General features: G+C 58.9%; 13 protein-coding genes. 5 read left to right on the forward strand and 8 right to left on the reverse strand.

The annotated features are described in order from the left end of the window. Window position 1: 1 nt before the first annotated feature. Window positions 2-3,184, forward strand: a complete 3,183-nt coding sequence (locus E3W21_RS22700; protein WP_129444245.1) for an efflux RND transporter permease subunit — start codon at window positions 2-4, stop codon at window positions 3,182-3,184. Then, on the forward strand, window positions 3,181-4,602 hold the full coding sequence (locus E3W21_RS22705; protein ID WP_134421927.1) for an efflux transporter outer membrane subunit: 1,422 nt from the start codon (window positions 3,181-3,183) through the stop codon (window positions 4,600-4,602). Before E3W21_RS22700 ends, E3W21_RS22705 begins: the two co-directional genes overlap by 4 nt. A 200-nt stretch (window positions 4,603-4,802) precedes the next feature. Here E3W21_RS22705 and E3W21_RS22710 read toward each other — a convergent pair whose 3' ends face one another. The 3 genes from E3W21_RS22710 to E3W21_RS22720 are packed head-to-tail and all read right to left on the reverse strand — an operon-like array spanning window position 4,803 to window position 8,110. After that, window positions 4,803-5,768: an HlyD family secretion protein gene (locus E3W21_RS22710; protein WP_134421928.1), complete on the reverse strand. Its 966-nt coding sequence runs from the start codon at window positions 5,766-5,768 to the stop codon at window positions 4,803-4,805. Window positions 5,769-5,772: 4 nt separating this feature from the next. Continuing rightward, entirely contained in the window at window positions 5,773-5,973 is a 201-nt protein-coding gene (locus tag E3W21_RS22715) for a DUF1656 domain-containing protein (RefSeq protein WP_008156381.1), read from the reverse strand. Then, window positions 5,963-8,110 (reverse strand): FUSC family protein, encoded by a 2,148-nt coding sequence (locus E3W21_RS22720; RefSeq protein WP_134421929.1) that lies wholly within the window; start codon window positions 8,108-8,110, stop codon window positions 5,963-5,965. Before E3W21_RS22720 ends, E3W21_RS22715 begins: the two co-directional genes overlap by 11 nt. Window positions 8,111-8,314: 204 nt before the next feature. On the opposite strand from E3W21_RS22720, the gene E3W21_RS22725 reads away from it, so the two are divergent. The 3 genes from E3W21_RS22725 to E3W21_RS22735 all read left to right on the forward strand — a co-directional run bounded on the left by E3W21_RS22725 (window position 8,315) and on the right by E3W21_RS22735 (window position 12,656). Beyond that, window positions 8,315-9,370 carry a HEAT repeat domain-containing protein gene (locus E3W21_RS22725; RefSeq protein ID WP_134421930.1) on the forward strand — a complete coding sequence of 352 codons (1,056 nt, stop codon included), beginning with the start codon at window positions 8,315-8,317 and terminating at the stop codon, window positions 9,368-9,370. 116 nt (window positions 9,371-9,486) lie between these two features. Continuing rightward, complete coding sequence (locus E3W21_RS22730) at window positions 9,487-10,989, forward strand: ATPase domain-containing protein (RefSeq protein ID WP_129444255.1); 1,503 nt, start codon at window positions 9,487-9,489, stop codon at window positions 10,987-10,989. 14 nt (window positions 10,990-11,003) lie between these two features. Continuing rightward, a complete protein-coding gene (locus E3W21_RS22735; RefSeq protein WP_371927144.1) occupies window positions 11,004-12,656 on the forward strand; it encodes an ATP-binding protein in 1,653 nt (550 codons plus the stop codon). Window positions 12,657-12,761: 105 nt separating this feature from the next. Here E3W21_RS22735 and E3W21_RS22740 read toward each other — a convergent pair whose 3' ends face one another. The 5 genes from E3W21_RS22740 to E3W21_RS22760 all read right to left on the reverse strand — a co-directional run bounded on the left by E3W21_RS22740 (window position 12,762) and on the right by E3W21_RS22760 (window position 19,306). Next, window positions 12,762-13,139 carry a response regulator gene (locus tag E3W21_RS22740; protein WP_129444259.1) on the reverse strand — a complete coding sequence of 126 codons (378 nt, stop codon included), beginning with the start codon at window positions 13,137-13,139 and terminating at the stop codon, window positions 12,762-12,764. Between the two features lie 77 nt (window positions 13,140-13,216). Beyond that, on the reverse strand, window positions 13,217-14,398 hold the full coding sequence (locus E3W21_RS22745; protein WP_134421932.1) for a hybrid sensor histidine kinase/response regulator: 1,182 nt from the start codon (window positions 14,396-14,398) through the stop codon (window positions 13,217-13,219). Continuing rightward, complete coding sequence (locus E3W21_RS22750; RefSeq protein WP_134421933.1) at window positions 14,392-14,985, reverse strand: chemotaxis protein CheB; 594 nt, start codon at window positions 14,983-14,985, stop codon at window positions 14,392-14,394. The genes E3W21_RS22745 and E3W21_RS22750 overlap by 7 nt, the downstream gene beginning before the upstream one ends. Then, on the reverse strand, window positions 14,982-15,815 hold the full coding sequence (locus E3W21_RS22755; protein ID WP_134421934.1) for a protein-glutamate O-methyltransferase CheR: 834 nt from the start codon (window positions 15,813-15,815) through the stop codon (window positions 14,982-14,984). The genes E3W21_RS22750 and E3W21_RS22755 overlap by 4 nt, the downstream gene beginning before the upstream one ends. After that, window positions 15,815-19,306, reverse strand: coding sequence for a response regulator (locus tag E3W21_RS22760; RefSeq protein ID WP_134421935.1), 3,492 nt, complete (start codon window positions 19,304-19,306; stop codon window positions 15,815-15,817). The genes E3W21_RS22755 and E3W21_RS22760 overlap by 1 nt, the downstream gene beginning before the upstream one ends. Window positions 19,307-19,469 lie beyond the last annotated feature (163 nt).

Genomic DNA, 19,469 nt, shown 5'->3' on the forward strand with positions numbered 1-19,469 from the left:
GATGAATTTCTCCCAATTCTTCATTTCACGGCCGATCTTTGCAGCGGTACTGTCGCTGCTGATCCTGATCGCCGGCGCCATCTCGCTGTTCCAGTTGCCGATCAGCGAATACCCGGAAGTGGTTCCGCCGACCGTTGTGGTCCGTGCCAACTTCCCGGGTGCCAACCCAAAAGTCATCGGTGAAACCGTAGCCGCTCCATTGGAGCAAGCCATCACCGGCGTCGAGAACATGCTGTACATGTCCTCGCAGTCCACCGCTGACGGCAAGATCACCCTGACCATCACCTTTGCGCTGGGCACTGACCTGGACAACGCACAGGTGCAGGTACAGAACCGCGTGACCCGGACCGAGCCAAAACTTCCAGAAGAAGTGACGCGCATCGGTATCACCGTGGACAAGGCTTCGCCCGACCTGACCATGGTTGTGCACTTGACCTCGCCGGACAAACGCTACGACATGCTCTACCTGTCCAACTACGCCTTGCTCAACATCAAGGATGAGCTGGCGCGTCTGGGCGGTGTCGGTGATGTGCAGCTGTTCGGCATGGGTGATTACTCACTGCGTGTCTGGCTCGATCCGAACAAGACCGCTTCGCGCAACCTGACCGCCACCGACGTCGTGACCGCGATTCGTGAACAGAACCGTCAGGTGGCTGCCGGTGCACTGGGTGCGCCACCTGCGCCGAATGCCACGGCGTTCCAGCTGTCGGTCAACACGCAAGGTCGTCTGGTTTCTGAAGAAGAGTTCGAGAACATCATCATTCGCTCCGGCGAAAACGGTGAAATCACTCGCCTGAAAGACATCGCTCGCATTGAGTTGGGTTCCAGCCAATACGCGTTGCGTTCGTTGCTGAACAACCAACCGGCGGTGGCGATCCCGATCTTCCAGCGCCCTGGTTCCAACGCGATCGAAATCTCCAACGAAGTGCGCGACAAGATGGCGGAGCTGAAAAAGAGCTTCCCGGAAGGCATGGACTTCAGCATCGTCTATGACCCGACGATCTTCGTGCGCGGCTCCATCGAGGCGGTGGTTCACACCCTCTTCGAAGCACTGATCCTCGTGGTTCTGGTGGTGATCCTGTTCTTGCAAACCTGGCGCGCCTCGATCATTCCGTTGGTGGCGGTGCCGGTTTCGCTGATCGGTACGTTTGCCGTGATGCATCTGTTCGGCTTCTCGCTGAACGCCCTGTCACTGTTCGGCCTGGTATTGGCCATCGGTATCGTGGTGGACGACGCCATCGTGGTGGTGGAGAACGTCGAGCGGAACATTGGACTGGGATTGACTCCGGTCGAGGCAACCAAACGGGCCATGCGTGAAGTGACCGGCCCGATCATCGCAACGGCGCTGGTGCTGTGTGCGGTGTTTATCCCGGCGGCTTTCATCTCCGGGCTCACTGGGCAGTTCTACAAGCAGTTCGCCCTGACCATTGCGATCTCGACTGTGATCTCGGCGTTCAACTCGCTGACGCTGTCGCCCGCCCTGGCTGCGGTATTGCTCAAAAGCCATGACGCGCCGAAGGACCGTTTCTCCAAGGTCCTCGACAAGATCTTCGGTGGCTGGTTGTTCCGTCCGTTCAACCGCTTCTTCGACAAGGCCAGCCATGGTTATGTCGGCACCGTGGGCCGGGTTATCCGCAGCAGCGGCATCGCCCTGCTGCTGTACGCAGGCCTGATGGTGCTGACCTTCTTCGGTTTCGCCAACACCCCGACCGGTTTCGTCCCCGGCCAGGACAAGCAATACCTGGTGGCCTTCGCGCAACTGCCTGACGCCTCGAGCCTGGACCGTACCGAAGACGTGATCAAACGCATGTCCGACCTGGCACTGAAACAGCCAGGCGTGGAAAGTGCCGTGGCCTTCCCGGGCCTGTCGATCAACGGTTTCACCAATAGTCCTAACGCTGGCATCGTGTTCGTCACCCTGAAACCGTTCGACGAGCGTAAAGACCCGAGCATGTCCGCCGGTGCGATTGCCGGTGCATTGAACGGCCAGTTCGCCGGGATTCAGGAAGCCTACATGGCGATCTTCCCGCCGCCGCCCGTACAAGGCCTGGGCACCATTGGTGGTTTCCGCCTGCAGATCGAAGACCGGGGCAACCTGGGTTATGACGAGCTGTACAAAGAAACCATGAACATCATCACCAAGAGCCACAACGTGCCGGAACTGGCCGCCCTGTTCACCAGCTACACCGTGAACGTGCCACAGGTCGATGCGGCTATCGACCGCGAAAAAGCCAAGACTCACGGCGTGGCCGTCAGCGACATCTTCGACACCCTGCAGATCTACCTGGGTTCGCTGTATGCCAACGACTTCAACCGCTTTGGTCGTACCTATCAGGTCAACGTTCAGGCTGAACAGCAGTTCCGTCTTGAACCGGACCAGATCGGTCAGCTGAAAGTGCGTAACAACAAAGGCGAGATGATCCCGCTGGCGACCTTCATCAAGGTCAGCGACACCTCGGGCCCGGACCGCGTGATGCACTACAACGGCTTCATCACCGCTGAAATCAACGGTGCAGCAGCCCCCGGCTACAGCTCCGGCCAAGCCGAAAAAGCCATCGAGAAACTGCTCAAGGAAGAACTTCCCAACGGCATGACCTACGAGTGGACCGACCTGACCTACCAGCAGATTCTGTCCGGTAACACCGCACTGTTCGTGTTCCCGCTCTGCGTACTGCTGGCGTTCCTGGTACTCGCGGCTCAATACGAAAGCTGGAGCCTGCCACTGGCGGTGATCCTGATCGTACCGATGACCTTGCTGTCGGCCATCACCGGTGTGATTGCGTCGGGAGGCGACAACAACATCTTCACCCAGATCGGCTTGATCGTACTGGTGGGGCTTGCCTGTAAGAACGCGATCCTGATCGTCGAGTTCGCCAAGGACAAACAGCAGGACGAAGGCCTCAGCCCGCTCGCCGCGGTACTGGAAGCCTGCCGCCTGCGTCTGCGGCCGATCCTGATGACTTCCTTCGCATTCATCATGGGTGTTGTGCCTCTGGTCTTCTCCAGCGGCGCCGGTGCCGAAATGCGTCATGCCATGGGTGTGGCGGTGTTCTCGGGGATGCTCGGGGTGACCTTCTTCGGTCTGTTGCTGACACCAGTGTTCTACGTACTGATTCGTAACTTTGTGGAGCGCGGTGAAAAGCGCAAAGCGGCCAAGGCCCTGAAACTGGAGGCGCAACAATGAGCCTGAAAGCCTTCCTGCCGAGCTTGCTGGTACTGGCCCTGAGTGCCTGTGCCGTCGGCCCGGACTACAAGACCCCAGCCACTGAGCCGGCCAACATCACGACCGCCACCGATGGCAGCGCCGGTCAGAAGAACTACGACCGCTCGCGTTTCGAAGGCATCTGGTGGCAGCAGTTCGAAGATCCGACCCTCAACCAGTTGGTGACTCAATCGCTGCAAGGCAATCGTGATTTACGCGTAGCCTTCGCTCGCTGGAAAGCGGCGCGAGCGATTCGCGATGACGTCAGCAATGACGCCATGCCAACCATCACCAGCCGGGTCAGCAGTGACCTGGCCAAGGGTCAGATCCCGGGCCAGACCACCAAGCGGGTTAATAGCGAACGCTACGACCTGGGCCTGGACATGGCGTGGGAGATCGACCTGTTTGGCCGTATCCAGCGCAACCTGGAGTCCGCCGACGCCGAACAGCAAGCGCTCGAAGCCGATCTGTACCAACTGCAAGTCTCGATGATTGCTGAACTGGTGGATGCCTACGGTCAACTGCGCGGTGCGCAGCTGCGGGAAAAGATCGCCCTGGCCAACCTGAACAACCAGCAAGAATCGAGCAAGATCACCGTCAGTCTGCGTGATGCCGGTGTCGGCGATCAGCTCGACGTGGTTCGCGCCGATGCACGTCTGGCGTCCGTCGAAGCCAGCGTGCCGCAATTGCAGGCTGAACAGGTTCGGCAGAAAAACCGCATCGCTACCCTGTTAGGTGAACGTCCAGACAAGCTGACCGTTGACCTGAGTCCCAAGGACTTGCCGGCGATCGCCAAGGCCCTGCCGATCGGTGATCCGGGCGAACTGCTGCAACGTCGTCCGGACATTCTCAGCGCCGAACGCAAACTGGCCTCCGCCACCGCCCGTATCGGCATGGCCAAGGCTGATTTGTTCCCTCGGGTCAGCCTCAGCGGCTTCCTCGGCTTCACCGCCGGACGCGGTTCGCAGATCGGTTCCTCGGCGGCCAACGCCTGGGCACTGGGCCCTAGCATTACCTGGGCCGCGTTCGACCTTGGCAGCGTGCGCGCCCGTCTACGTGGTGCCGATGCTGATGCCGAAGGCGTCCTGGCGACCTACGAGCAGCAAGTACTGCTGGCGTTGGAAGAATCGGAAAACGCCTTTAGCGACTACGGCAAACGCCAGCAACGCCTGATCTCGCTGATTCGTCAAAGCGAATCCAGCCGCGCCGCGGCCGACCTCGCCCAAATTCGCTACCGCGAAGGCACTGCGGACTTCCTCGTCCTGCTCGACGCCCAGCGTGAGCGCCTGGCGGCGGAAGACACTCAGGCCCAGGCCGAAGTCGATCTGTATCGCGGCATTGTCGCGATTTACAAAGCCCTGGGCGGTGGCTGGCAACCAGAGACGGTCGCCAGCAAGTAATGTCTTAACGAGCTCCTTTGGTTGGCCGCAACCAACCAATTCCTTTGCCCTGTGCCTCATTCGGTCGCGGGGCTTTTTTTTGTCTGTCCCAAATTCCACACATATCCCTGTGGGAGCGGGCTTGCTCGCGAATGCGGAGTGTCAGTCGACATAATTTTGCCTGACACACCGCATTCGCGAGCAAGCTCGCTCCCACAGGGTTAGTGGGTTGTGCTGCTATCGCGGGTTTCCATTATGGTTACGGTGGCGGTGGTGCCGGCACGCAGTCGGTTTTTGGCTGCGTAATCGGCGTCGATCTGTATTCGCACCGGTACCCGCTGCGCCAGTTTTACCCAGGTGTAACTGGGGTTGATGTTGGCCAGTAATCGGCCGCCGGGCAGGTTCTCCCGGTCGGAAATGGCGAAAGCAATGCTTTGCACAGTGCCGCCGAAGGTTTCGCCACTCATCAATTCGATCCTGACCCGGTCGCCCTCCTCGATTCGCGGCAGCTTGGTTTCTTCAAAGTAGCCGCTGACATAAAACGAATCGCTGTCCACCAGCGCCAACAACGCGCCTCCGGCCGCGGCATAGTCACCCTGACGGGTCAGCAGGTTTGTGACGTAACCCGTCACGGGTGCTTCGACCCGCGTGCGCTGCAAGTCCAGTTCGGCCTGGGTCAATGCGGCGATAGCCAGTTGCACGTTGGCGTGGGCTAAACCGAGGTTGGCCTGGTTGCGCAGCAACTCAGCCTGCGCCACCGCCACTTCCGTGCTGGATTTCTCCCATTCTTCGCCAGAAATTGCCAACCGCTGCTTGAGCGTGCGCCGTCGGCGCTCTTCACTCTGACGCTGGCGGAGCAACGCTTCACTGGCGACTATCGTTGCCTCAGACTGACCAAGGCTGGCTTTCGCCACTTCCACCGAACGCTTGGCATGCTCAACCGCCAGGACATAGCGCGCCGGGTCGATCTCCAGCAGCAACTGGCCTTTCTCCACATGCTGGTTGTCCTGCACGCCCAGGCCAACGATGCGCCCCGAGACATCGGCGGACAACGTCACCACATCGGCACGCACCCGTGCATCGCGGGTCCAGGGGGCGCGGGTGTAATGTTCCCAGGCAAACCAGCCGAGAACAAAGGCCAGCAGTACCACCGCCACCGTCGCAAGTCGGGCAAGGATCTCCTTCAAAGCATCAAGCTCCCATTACCAGAATCAGCGTTGCGCAAACGCAGGCGTACAACGCGCCTTCGAACAAGGCTTCATGCCAGACGAACCGCAGCACGCCAATACGGCGCAAGATCCAGTCCAGAAGCAGATAAATCGGCAGGGCCAGCAGTAACGCCTGGGCAATCGGCGGCAAGTAGACACCACCCAATTCAAAATCAATGGGCAAGGGTCGGCACTCCTTCCGCTTCTGCGGGTGAAAAGTATTTACGATGTCGCTCCAGAAACGACACCACGATCAACAACGCCACGCGCATCCTGAATACCGACCACAGGTGTTCATGAACGTCTAAATGCAAGTCGTCCATTTCATCGCCCAAGACACGCAAGTTTCCAAGTAGCTGCTCAAGGTCAATCCCGGGCCGCCCGGCGATCAATCGTCCTGTCTCACGGACAGCAGCGAGTAAACGGTTTTGTTGCTCAGTACTGAGCAACGTGTTGCTTTGCCCCTGCTGCCTGAGCTGGTTCAACGCCACACCCAGTGCCATGCATCCGAGGCTGACTTCGAACAGCTCGCTGGATTGCTTGTCGTTGGTAGCCGGCAATAATCCCAACATCATGGTCAGGCGATCGACCATGCGGCTTTCAAACGCAAATTGCTGCTCATCGGTGGCCGGTGTCTTCAGTAAAGCGTAGACCTGCTCACAGTTTTCATTGAACAGCCGGCGTATTCGCAAAACGGGCCTGAACGGGAAGATCAAGGCATAGACACTGAGCGCCAGCGCGGCTGCGCAAATATAGGAACCGGCAAACTCGAACCACTGAATGGCACTGTTTTGGCCGATTTCTGTGTTTTGCGGGCCCAACAACAGCATTGTCGTTAGTCCAAGACCAATGCCTGTACCCGTGGTTGGCGGACTGGACAACCCCACCGCGACGGCATACAGCAATGGGGTTAACAACAAGGCGAGTAACTCGAAGTCACTGATCATCGGTATCAGCAGGAACAGATACAGCGCCGATACCACCAAGGCCAGACCCAGCCCCCTGGCAAAGCTTTGGCTGGCCAGCAACGGCCGGGGAAAAGTCGCCATCAGCGAACAGAGAATTCCCGCCACGATCATCCCGCCACGCGCCCCGTCCCAACCGGTCTCGATCCAGATCAGACCGGCCACCACCAATGCGGTAAATGCGCGGATCGCGTTCATTGCCGCCAACGTGAAGTCCAGATGAAGTGGATTGTCCTGGCCGCGGAACATGCTACTGGCCGCACGCCCGTCCTGAATTGCGTCGCTCAGTTCGAGAATCTGGCCGAGCTGCTCCAGCATCCGCGCCTGTTCCCAGCGCAGTGCCCAAACCAGTGAACGCAGCGTGGCAGGCATCGTCTCGGTGAGTTGTTCGGCCTTGTAGGCCTGGTCATCAAAACGCTGTTGCAGCGCCGCGAAACGGTGCCGCGCCTCGGTCGACAGCGAGCGTCCCTGCTGGGCAAGGTCATCGAGAAAGACCAGTTCTTCGGCGCGCAAACGCTGTATCTCCTCCGGCAACGCACCTTTCCAGCGCTCGGCAAGCAGCTCCCGCTGGTGACGCAAAGCCGTCAGCCGCGACGTCAACAACACCAGCTGATTGCCCAGCAACTGCACCAACTCATTGGAGCTGCGCAACCGTGGCGCATCGAAATACAAATGCCGCCGTACGCCTTCCAAGGCGCTGATCGCACCGAGCAGTTGCATCTGCCGTCGATGGAAATCGGCTTCGCTTTCCTCGGTTCGAATGACCGCAGCGGCGTGGGTCGCAAGCAGCTTGATGACCTGATCGATCTTGGCGAAGTAATCCTGGGCCACGGCTTCCGGCCGCGCGGTGAGCAGGCTGACCACGCACACGCAAGCAACCGCCAATAGCGTCTCGGTCACGCGGGTGACCGCGAGAAGGAACGTGCCGTCCTGATCGGGCACCGCCAGCAGTGCCACGACCACCGCCGTGTACCCGCTCAAAACAAACGCCTGGGAACTGGTGTAGCGCAACAAGGTGCCGCCGGCGGTACACAGCGCCAGCCACAAGGCCAGGGTGAGGATGAAAGGCAGGGGCGCCTGGGGAAAGATCGCCATGATCAACACCGCCACGACCGCCCCGAGCGTGGTGCCGATGACCTGGCCGAAACTCCGGGCCAGGGCCATGCCGCCCAATGGCTGGCTGACAATGACCACCGCCATGATTGACCACTTGGGCTGCTCAAGGTCGAACAGGAACGCCAGATACAACGTCAGCAGCCCGGCCACGATGGTCCGCAGGGCGAACAACGCCACTCCGGGCCCGGGGTTGAGTATCGCTTTGAAGTACTGAAGCAGCGGTTGCATGGGAACGCTCATCGAGTCATCTCCAGCAAGCGTAGTCACTGCCAAGGCGCCTCGACGGGTTTCAATGTCGACGCAACCTGTAGGCGAAATCATTGAAAAGCCAGACTGCCTTGAATCGACTGACTCACGTATTCAACTGAGTCTTGGTTTGACTCACAGCCTTACCTGACCGAAGCTGGCAACTTTGCAACAGCTTGCCAGCTCCCGGATTCCTGCATGCCCCAGTCCCGCCGTTACTTGCTCATCAGCCTCTGCGTCCTGTTTGCCATCGGCCTTGCCTGGTTTTCCCTGCGCAGCACAACCCCCGCCGTGCCGGAGGCGATCAAGCGTGGCTACAGCGAGGCGCTGAACCAGGCTCGCGCAGGCCAACCGGGCGCAGCGCGGGTCCTCTACCAGCAATTGGGCCGCCCTGATATATCGCCCAAACGCCGCGTCTGGTTGCATGCCGAACTGCCCAACTACCCCAGCTCCGTGGCCCTGAAACTGGCGGATGCGGACTTGCAGCATGAATCGCCAGACGTGCGCATCGCGGCGATCAAAAGCATCAGCGGTCTGGTACCCAGCGGTCAGCGCAGCCTGCTGCTGGGCCCGTTACTCGATGACAGCGAACAGCGCGTCCGCTATGCCGCCGTGAACGCCTTGCTGGGGCTGTCGCCGGACGATCTCGGTTTGTACTTCGGGCCGCTGGAGCAAGCCATCGACGCCTGGGAACAGGACCTGAAGAGTCAACCGGAAAGCGCCGACAACCAATATCAACTGGCTCGGCTGCATCTGCACAATGCCGAATGGAAAGAGGCGCAGCAGGCACTGCAGAACACCTTGCGTCTTGCGCCCGGCAACCTGCCCGCGCTGGTGATGCAAATCGACGTGCTGGACCGCCTGGGCCAAAACGATGCGGCCCGGCAACTGTTGGCCAAGCAGCTAAAGGCTCAGCCCGACTCGGCCTACCTGCAACATGCCCTGGGGCTTTGGCTGTTGCATCACGGGCAAAGTGAGTTCGCCCTGCTCGGCCTTTCCAAAGCCGTGGAGCTGGAGCCGGACAACAAGGATTACCGCTACGACCTGGCCACCACACTTCACGATGAACAGGAGCTGGAAGCGGCGCAGAAACAGTTGCAGGAGATTGTCCAGCGGCACCCGGCCGACCGAAAAGCCCGGGTATTGTTGATCAATTACTGGAAAGAAAGCGGCCAGCTGCAGAACGTGCAGATTCTGTTGGCGCAACTTGAACAACTCAATCCCGACGACCCCGCCTTGCAGCAAGGGCTTTAACAACAGCAAAAATTTGGTTGAACTCGTCGTCTCGGTCAAGGGTCAAGAGAACAGGCAGTCCATTCAGGCACTTACGGCCTGCTGCCTCGTTTCCCCTAGTCATGAGAGGGCATTTTTTGTCTACATCAAACGAGTTGATCAGTGCAAAAGCCGCCACCGGCATCGAAGGTCTGGATGACATCCTGGCCGGTGGATTGTCCCGCGGGCATGTGTTTTTACTGGAGGGTGAACCCGGAACCGGCAAAACCACCGTCGCTTTGCATTTTCTGTTGGCCGGCGCCCGAGCCGGCGAGCGCTCGTTGTACATCACGTTGTCGGAAACCGAGCGGGAGCTGCGACAGGGTGCGTTGTCCCACGGCTGGGAGTTGGATGAGAACATCTACATCTTCGAGCTGACGCCCCCGGAAAGCCTGCTCAATGCCGAGCATCAGCAGAGCTTGTTGTATTCCTCGGACCTTGAGCTGGGCGAAGCTACCAAGCAGATTTTCGAAGTGGTCGAACGGGTCAAGCCGACCCGCGTGGTGCTCGACAGTCTTTCCGAGATCCGTCTGCTGGCCCAAAGCTCATTGCGCTACCGTCGCCAGATCCTCGCGATCAAACATTACTTCGTGCGCTATGACGCCACGGTGGTGTTGCTGGACGACCTGACCACCGAATCCCTCGACAAAACCGTGCACAGTGTGGCCCACGGCGTCATTCGCCTTGAGGAACTGACCCCCAATTATGGCGCCGAGCGTCGGCGGATCCGTGTGGTGAAATACCGTGGTCAGAAGTACCGAGGCGGGTTTCACGACTTCACCATCATGGGCGATGGCGTACATGTGTTTCCGCGGCTGGTGGCCGCCGAGCATCGCGGTCGCTATGTCCGCCAGCAGTTGACCAGCGGCATCAAGGCCATGGACGCCCTGCTCGGCGGCGGGATCGAGACCGGTTCCAGCACGTTGATCCTCGGCCCGGCCGGTACCGGCAAATCGCTGATCTCGATGATCTTCGCCGCTGCCGCCGTGGCCCGTGGCGAAAAAGCCGCGCTGTTCATTTTCGATGAAGAGCTCGGGTTGCTGTTCGAGCGCATGAAGAACATCGGCATCGACCTCAAGGCGCTGCAAGACACTGGCAACCTGCTGATCGAGCAAGTGGACGCGGCTGAGTTGTCCCCCGGAGAGTTTTCCTACCGGGTTCGTCGCTGCGTCGATGAGGGCAATATCAAGACCGTGGTGATCGACAGCATCAACGGCTATCAAGCGGCGATGCCAGAGGAAAACGCGCTGGTACTGCACATGCACGAGCTGCTGCTGTACCTCAATCGCCAGGGTGCCGCGACCTTCATGACCGTCGCCCAGCATGGACTGGTCGGTGACATGCAAGCCCCCGTGGACATCACCTATCTGGCCGACACGGTCATCCTGCTGCGCTACTTCGAGGCATTGGGCAAGGTTCGCCGGGCGATCTCGATCATCAAGAAACGCACCGGCAGCCATGAATCGACCATTCGTGAATACCGCATCAGCGCTCAGGGCATGACCATTGGTGAACCGCTGGATGCATTTCAGGGGGTATTGCGGGGTGTCCCGACCTATCTGGGTGCCAGCAATCCTTTGCTTGAGGAACAAAGCCCGTGATTGCCCAGGAAGCGATGTCCGAGCGCGCGATCATTCTCGCGCCGCTGGGTCGCGACAGCCAAATTGCGCTGATGATGCTCAATGAAGCGGGTTACGACGGGGTGATTACTCGGGACCTGGTGGCTTTGTGCAACGAGCTGGAGCAAGGGGCAGGATTGCTGTTGATCTCTTCCGAGGCCTTGTTGGGCGGTGATCTTGAACCGCTGCTCGGCCTGATCGAGCAACAGCCGGCCTGGTCGGACCTTCCGATTGTATTGATGACCTACCATGGCGGCCCGGAACAAAACCCGGCGTCGCGCTACGGCCCACAACTGGGGAACGTGACCTTTCTTGAGCGCCCCTTTCACCCGGTCACGTTGATCAGCCTGGTGACCACCGCGTTGCGCGGCCGTCGACGACAGTACGAAGCCAGGGACCGGCTGATCGATCTGAGTCAAAGCGAACTGCGGTTGCAAAACACCCTCGAAACCCTCGAACAGCAGGTCGAGGAACGCACCGCCCAGCTACGACACAATGAAGAAGCCCTGCGCCAATCGCAGAAGATGGAAGCGGTCGGCCAGCTCACCGGCGGTATTGCCCACGACTTCAACAACATGCTGACCGGCATCATCGGCAGCCTGGAGTTGCTGCGTCGACGCCTGGCCCGGGGTCGTACCGAAGACTTGGACAGTCTGATCGATCTTGGGGTGACCTCAGCCAATCGCGCGGCGGGCCTGACCCACCGTCTGCTGGCGTTTTCACGGCGTCAGTCGCTGGACTCCAAACCCGTGGCGATGAACACCCTGGTGGTCTCCATGGGCGAGTTGCTTCAGCGCAGCATCAACGAAACCATTCAGCTGGACATGCAGCTAGACGAGCAACTCTGGGTGGCCGAAGCCGATCCCAACCAATTGGAAAGCGCCCTGCTCAATCTGGTGATCAATGCTCGGGATGCGATGCCCGACGGCGGCAAACTGGTGGTGAAAACCAACAATCAGTATCTGGACATTGGCTTCACCGAGGCCCAGAGCAACCTTCAACCAGGTGATTACGTGGTGCTGAGCGTCACAGACACCGGGTGTGGCATGCCGCAAAGCACCATCAACCGGGCCTTTGATCCGTTCTTTACCACCAAACCCATCGGCCAGGGCACAGGCCTTGGATTGTCGATGATATATGGCTTCAGCAAGCAATCACGCGGCCACGTCGCCATTCACAGCGAAGTGGGCAAAGGCACCACGGTGAGTCTGTTTCTCCCGCGATTCGGCGGTGTAATGCCTCAGGACAGCCCGGTGGACGTCCAGCACGCTCCGTTCGCACAGCATGGCGAAACGGTGCTGATCGTCGAGGACGATCCGGCGGTTCGGGTGTTGGTCAGTACGGTGCTGAGTGATCTGGGCTATGCCTTCGTCGAGGCTGGCGATGCCGACAGCGCGGTGCCGATTCTCGACTCCGGGCAGCGTATCGATCTGTTGATCAGCGACGTTGGATTGCCCGGCATGAATGGCCGGCAACTGGCAGAAATCGGCCGCCAATACCGGCCGGATCTCAAGGTGTTGTTCATCACCGGCTACGCCGAACACGCGGCGGTGCGCGGTGGTTTCCTTGATCCTGGCATGCAGATGATCACCAAGCCGTTCACCTTCGACCTGCTGACGGCGAAGGTGCGGGAGATGATCCGGATTTGAAGATCACTCGTGTAGGAGCTGCCGAAGGCTGCGATCTTTTGATCTTGCTTTTATAAGATCAAAAGATCGCAGCCTTCGGCAGCTCCTACGATAGTACGCGGGATATCAGGAAAGCATTTCCTGCATAAGCTCTTGCAGCACTTCCAGATCGAACGGCTTGGCCAGGATCGGTGCTTTACGGGTGATCGGGCTGTCCGTCTCGCGGATCTCCTGCGGATAACCGCTGATAAAGATCACCTTGAGTTCCGGTCGCAGCTTCACGGCAGGTTCGGCGATCTGGACGCCAGAGATTCCGCCCGGCAGGCGGAAGTCGGTGATCATCATGTCCAGGTGCGGTTTGCTCGACAGAATTTCGAAGGCCTGCTCGCCGTTTTCGGCCTGCAATACCCGGTAGCCCTCACCCGACAGATAGGCCGACAGCACCATCAAAATCGAGGGGTCATCTTCGACGATCAATACGACGTCTTGTGCATCTTCACTCATGGGAAGCCTTTGTTCGGTCAATAGCTGCTGATACGACCGTGGGGTCGATCAGAGGTTGCGTTTATCCGGCTGTTTTCCTACAGCGGCAGACAAACGCGAAACAAGGCGCCTTCGCCAATCCGGCTTTCGACGGTAATGGAACCGCCATGGGCGGCCACAATCTGCTCGGAAATAAATAAGCCCAGGCCCAACCCCGCGACAGCGTGTTTGGCCGTGACGCGTTCGAACTGCTGAAAAATGCGCCTCTGGTTCTCCTCACTGATGCCAATCCCTAGATCGCGTACTTCCACCCAAGCCTGACCGCTCTCACTGTACACCTTAACGGTGATCGGACTCTTGGCGCCGTAGCGCAAAGCATTGGTCAGCAGGTTGGAAATCACCTGTTCAACGCGAAATTCGTCCCAACTTCCCACTACCGGTTGCTCGGCCTCCAGGGTGACCGAGGACTCGGCAGCATCGATCTGCGGTGCAAAGTTCTGCAACAAGCCGCGAACCAGCGTCGACAGATCGAAGCGCGTCGGTCGGATCGACAACTTGCCGGTACGAATGCGCGACACATCGAGCATGTCTTCGATCAGGCGGATCAGGCTTTTGATCTGCCGCTCGTCGCGGTCGACCATCGCGTGCATCTTGTCCAGGGTGAACGCCGCGGCGTTATCCCGGTCCAGGTGCATCTTGCGCAACTGGGTTTCGAGGATCAGGCCATTGAGCGGCGTGCGGACTTCGTGGGCAACGATGGACATGAAGTCATCGCGCATGCGCACCGATTGCTCCAGTTCCAGCTGGGTACTTTGTAATTGCTTGAGCAGCGTTTCCTGCTCGCGGCGGCTTTGCTCCAGCTCTTCGACCTGCTGTTTCATCGCCTTGCTTTGGCGATAAAGTTCGACGAACACGTTGACCTTGCTCTTGACCGCGTGGATATCCAGCGGCTTGTAGAGGAAGTCCACGGCTCCGCTCTCATACCCCTTGAACGCGTAGTTCAGCTCACGACCGGCGGCACTGACGAACACGATCGGGATGTTCTTGGTCTTTTCCGTGACGCGCATCAGCTCGGCCAGTTCGAACCCGTTCATGCCGGGCATCTGCACGTCGAGAATGGCCATGGCGAACTCGTGTTGGAGCAACAGCGACAAGGCTTCGTCGGCGGACAAAGCTTTATAGACAATACGGTCTTCGCGCCTGATCAACGCTTCGAGCGCCAACAAGTTCTCCGGCAGATCGTCGACGATCAGCAATTTGGCCTGGATAGTACTTAGCATGCGATTCGTTCCAGCTCGACAAGCAGACGGCCGATGCCGCGTATAGGGAGAATATGGTCCGGCTGGTGTATATCAAGCGCAGCCTGAGGCATGGTCGCGACCTGGGCTTCATCCGGGTCCTGGACGATGGTCATGCCGCCACGGCGCTTGACCTGAGCCAAGCCGCGAGCGCCATCGCGGTTGGCGCCGGTCAACAACACGGCGGCCAAGGCTGAACCGTAGGCATCGGCGGCCGACTCGAACAGGTAATCAATGGCCGGTCGCGAATAATGCACGCGGGCTTCCAGGCTCAAGGAAAAACTGTGGTCCTGCTCCACCGACAAGTGATAACCCGGTGTCGCGAAATACAGCGTTCCGGCTTCGACCAGCGTCTTGTCGTGGGCTTCCAGTACAGGCATGGCTACTCGCCGTGCGAACACCTCGGCCAGTTGGCTGCGACGTTCGTCCGGCAGGTGCAAAACCACGATGATCGGCAGCTTGAAGCCTTCTCGCAGTGGAGTGAGGATGCTCAGCAATGCCTCCACACCGCCGGCCGAGGCACCGATCACGATGGCCTCTATAGAAGGTAAATTCGCTGCACTGTTCATGATTTGCGGTAAATCCGTTCTTGTTTGACCAACGGTTCGAACTGGTTGCCGTAGGCCGAAAAATCCAGGGTTTCCTTGCTGCCCAGCACCAAAAATCCTCGATGGCAAAGGGATTCATGAAACAAACCGAACGCACGATCCTGAAGCTTTTTGTTGAAATAAATCAAAACATTACGACACGAAATTAATTGAGTTTCTGAAAAGACACTGTCAGTCGCGAGGCTGTGATCGGCGAAGGTCACGTTCTCACACAGTGTCTTGTCAAAAATGGCGTAACCGTAAGCCGCCGTGTAGTAGTCGACGAACGAACGCTGGCCACCTGCCTGCTGGTAGTTATGAGTGTAGGCGCGGACATTCTCCATGGAGAAAATCCCTTGCTTGGCCTTGTCCAGCGAGCGCGGATTGATGTCGGTGGCGTAGATGATGGTGCGATCGAGCAAGCCCTCTTCACGCAGCAGAATGGCCATCGAATAGACCTCTTCCCCCGTGCTGCAACCGGCGATCCAGATCTTGATCGAGGGGTAAGTCTTGAGCAGCGGCACCACTTCCTTGCGGATCGCGAGGAAATGCGAAGGGTCGCGGAACATTTCGCTGACCGGGATCGTCAGCAGTTGCAGTAACTGCATGAACGCCGTCGGGTCGTGCAGGACCTTTTCCTGCAACGCTGAAATGGTCGTGCACTCGAACTGGCTCAACGCGTGATTGACCCGGCGCTTGATCGAAGCGCCGGAGTAGTCGCGAAAGTCATAGCTGTATTTGAGGTAGATCGCCTCGATCAACAAGCGAATTTCGATTTCGCTATTTCGCTCCACTGAAAAATTGCGTTCCACTAAATGCGTTCCATTTTCGGTAACCACACGCGAATCAGCGAGAACAGGCGATCCAGGTCAATGGGCTTGGCCAGGTAATCATTGGAGCCCGCTTGCAAGCAGCGCTCCTGATCGTCCTTCATGGCCTTGGCCGTCACCGCAATGATCGGCAGCTTGCGCCAGCGCGGGTCCTTGCGAATCTCGATGGTGGCTTCGTAGCCATCCATCTCCGGCATCATCACGTCCATCAACACCAGATCGATGTCCTCGACTTCATTCAGTCTTTCAATCGCTTCACGGCCGTTCCGGCCGATGACCACGACTGCACCCTTTTGCTCCAGAGCACTGGTGAGGGCGAAGATATTGCGTACATCGTCGTCCACCAGCAGCACCTTGCGGCCCTCGAAAACCTTGTCGCGGCTGCGCGCGGTCTTGAGCATCCTCTGGCGCTCATGGGACAACCTGGATTCGACTTTGTGCAGAAAGAGTGTGACCTCATCCAGCAAACGCTCTGGCGAGCGCGCGCCCTTGATGATGATCGAACGCGAATACTTGCGCAGCTCAGCCTCTTCGTCCCGGGTCAGGTTGCGCCCGGTGTAGACGATCACGGGCGGGAACGAGCAGATATCTTCGGTGGACATGCGCTTGAGCAGATCGTTGCCGAGCATGTCCGGCAACTTCAGGTCGATGATCATGCAATCGAAAACCGTCGTGCGCAGCAGGTCCAGTGCATCCTGGGCCAGGCCAACGGCAGTGATCTCGATGTCATCGTCGCCGATCAGCCGGGCAATGCTGTCGCGCTGTACATCATCGTCTTCGACCAGCAGGACGCGTTTGACCTTCTGGGTCAGCTTGGCCTCAAGGCGGGCAAACACGTCCTTGAGTTCTTCTCGGGTGGTCGGCTTGACCGCGTAACCAATGGCGCCCATGTGCATCGCGGCTTCGACCCGGTCTTCCACAGAAATCACATGCACCGGAATGTGCCGGGTTTCAGCGTGTTCCTTCAGGCGTTGCAACACAGTCAACCCGGAATGATCCGGCAGGCGCATGTCCAGCAGAATGGCGTCCGGGATGAATTCCTTGGCCAGGTCGTAACCCTCGTCCGCGCCGTGCGCCACCAGGCACTGATACCCCAGCTCATGCGCCAGGTCATAAAGAATATTGGCAAAGTTCGGCTCGTCTTCCACCACCAGAATGCAACGAGTGGCGAATGGCGCTTTGGTGCGATCGTCGTCGAAACGCGGAATATCGACATCAGCAATCAACGGCACCAGCGCGGCCGGCGTCACTCTCGGTGTAATGGCCACCGGCGTGGCTCTCATCGGTTCGACAGGCTCTTCGCCCGGTTCAACGTATTGCTGCGGCAAAACCAGCGTAAACACACTGCCCTGCCCCGGCTCGCTGGTGACACTGATGGAACCGCCGAGCAAGGCGGCCAGGTCACGGGAAATCGACAAGCCCAGGCCGGTGCCGCCGTAACGGCGATTGGTGGTGCCATCGGCCTGGCGGAAGGCTTCGAAAATGCTCTCCTGCTGATCCGCGGCAATGCCAATCCCCGAATCGCGAATGATAAAGGCGATACCGTCGCCTGGCTGGCTGGCGACCGTCAGGCTGACCGTACCTCTTTCGGTGAATTTCACCGCGTTGGACAGCAGGTTCTTAATCACCTGCTCCAGACGCTGGCGATCGGTGAAGATCATCATCGGCGCACCGGCCTGCACCTCGACCTGGAAATCCAGTTTCTTGTCGGTCGCCAGGGGTTGGAACATCCCGCGCAAGCCATCCACCAGACGCGCGACACTGGTGTTCTCCGGTCGAATCTCAAGCTTGCCGGCCTCGACCTTGGAAATGTCGAGAATGTCGTTGATCAAGTTGAGCAAATCATTGCCGGCGGAGTAAATCGACTCGGCAAACTTGACCTGCTCGGCGCTGAGATTTTCCTGGGGGTTTTCCGCCAGCAACTTGGCCAGGATCAACGAGCTGTTCAGCGGCGTGCGCAATTCGTGGGACATGTTGGCGAGGAATTCGGACTTGTACTTGCTCGAGCGCTGCAACTCTTCGGCGCGTTCTTCGAGCTGGGTCTGGGCCTGATTGAGCTCGGTGTTCTTCAGGTCCATGGCGTCGCGCTGCTCGGCCAGTCTCCCGGCCTGCTCGGCGAGCTGCTCATTGGTTTGTTCAAGCTCGACCTGCTGGGTTTCCAGGTGCGCCTGAGACTCCTTGAGAATCCGCGACTGCTCTTCCAGTTCTTCGTTGGCGGTCTTGAGTTCTTCTTGCTGAACCTGCAGCTCTTCGTTGAGCTGTTGAGTTTCGGCCAGCACTTCCTGCAAGCGCTGGCGATAGCGAGCGGCCTCGATGGACGTACCGATGTTGCCGGCAATCAACTGAAGCAATTCGACATCGCGGTCCGTCAGCGGGCGCAGGAAGCCCAGTTCGATCACACCGTTGACCCGATCGTCGTCACTTGTCGGCACGACCAGCACGCTATGCGGCAGACCTTCGCCCAGGCCGGAGCTGACCTTGAAGTAATCGCTCGGTACGTCATCGAGACGAATCAAGCGAGCCTGGTTCGCTACCTGGCCGACAATGCCTTCATCGCTGTAAATCTGCTGTTCGCGCGCTTCCTGCTCGCGAGAGAAACCGTAGGAGGCAATGCGCTTGAGACCGCCATGGTCTTCGCGGACATAAATGGCTGCTACGGCAGAGCCCAGGTACTGCGCACAGAACTGCAGAATGTTGCGGCCCAGCAGATTAAGCGACAGTTGCCCCAGAACTTGTTCGGCCAGTTCGGTCTGCCCATTGCGCAGCCAGGCCTGCTGCTCCAGACGCTGGGCGCTGGCCTGTTGCGAGGCGAGGTTGGCGCTGTAACTTTGTGAAAGGTTGAGCAAGTCCCGACGGCCAATGTAGGCCAGCAATGCGCTGATCCCGGCGATGAACAACAGGTAAAGGCTGATGCTCCAGATCGTGGTGCGGCGCACGTCCTCGTTGCGCGTGGTGCGCAACTGTTGCTCCATGTCGATCACGTCTTCGAATTGCTTGCGGATCTCATCGGTCAGCCGCTTGCCGCGCCCGACCTTTACCGCGCTGCGGTAATCGCCGCTGGATCGCTGCAATTCAATTATTGCCTGCGCGTAAGTGGCCCATTCATTCTGCAAGGCCTGGAGCCGGTGCAGACGGTCGGTCTGCACCGGGTTGTCCGCGGTCAGTTCGAGCAAGGTATTGAGGGCGACAGCGATTCGCGGCTTGGCCATTTCGTAGGGTTCAAGGAAGTGCTCGTCGCCAGTGAGCAGGAAGCCGCGCATACCGGTTTCCAGATCGACGGTCAGCTTGATCGATTCATTGGCGTTATTGATCACCCGGGCGGTGTGCTCAACCCACTGGATCATCGACAGCAGATAAGTAATCAGCGAAACAAAGAACACTGCACTGAGCACGCCGACACCCAACGGCAGGCTGACGTTGCGGCTCAGGAGTTTACGGAATCGTTGCTCATCAACCGAAGACGCGGATGTCATGGGGGAAACCTTGTCGAGCTGTTGAAAACCAAGGAGTTTGCCCCAAAAGCGGCGGAGTGATCCAATTTTCTGACGCGTTTTCGCGCAAAATCCTACATTCCACTGCTCCAACGCAAAGGAGCGGTTATCCTTGTCAGCACGAGTACAGCTATTCTTTTTTCCA

This window comes from Pseudomonas sp. F01002 (assembly GCF_004402115.1).
Classification (GTDB): domain Bacteria; phylum Pseudomonadota; class Gammaproteobacteria; order Pseudomonadales; family Pseudomonadaceae; genus Aquipseudomonas; species Aquipseudomonas frigoris.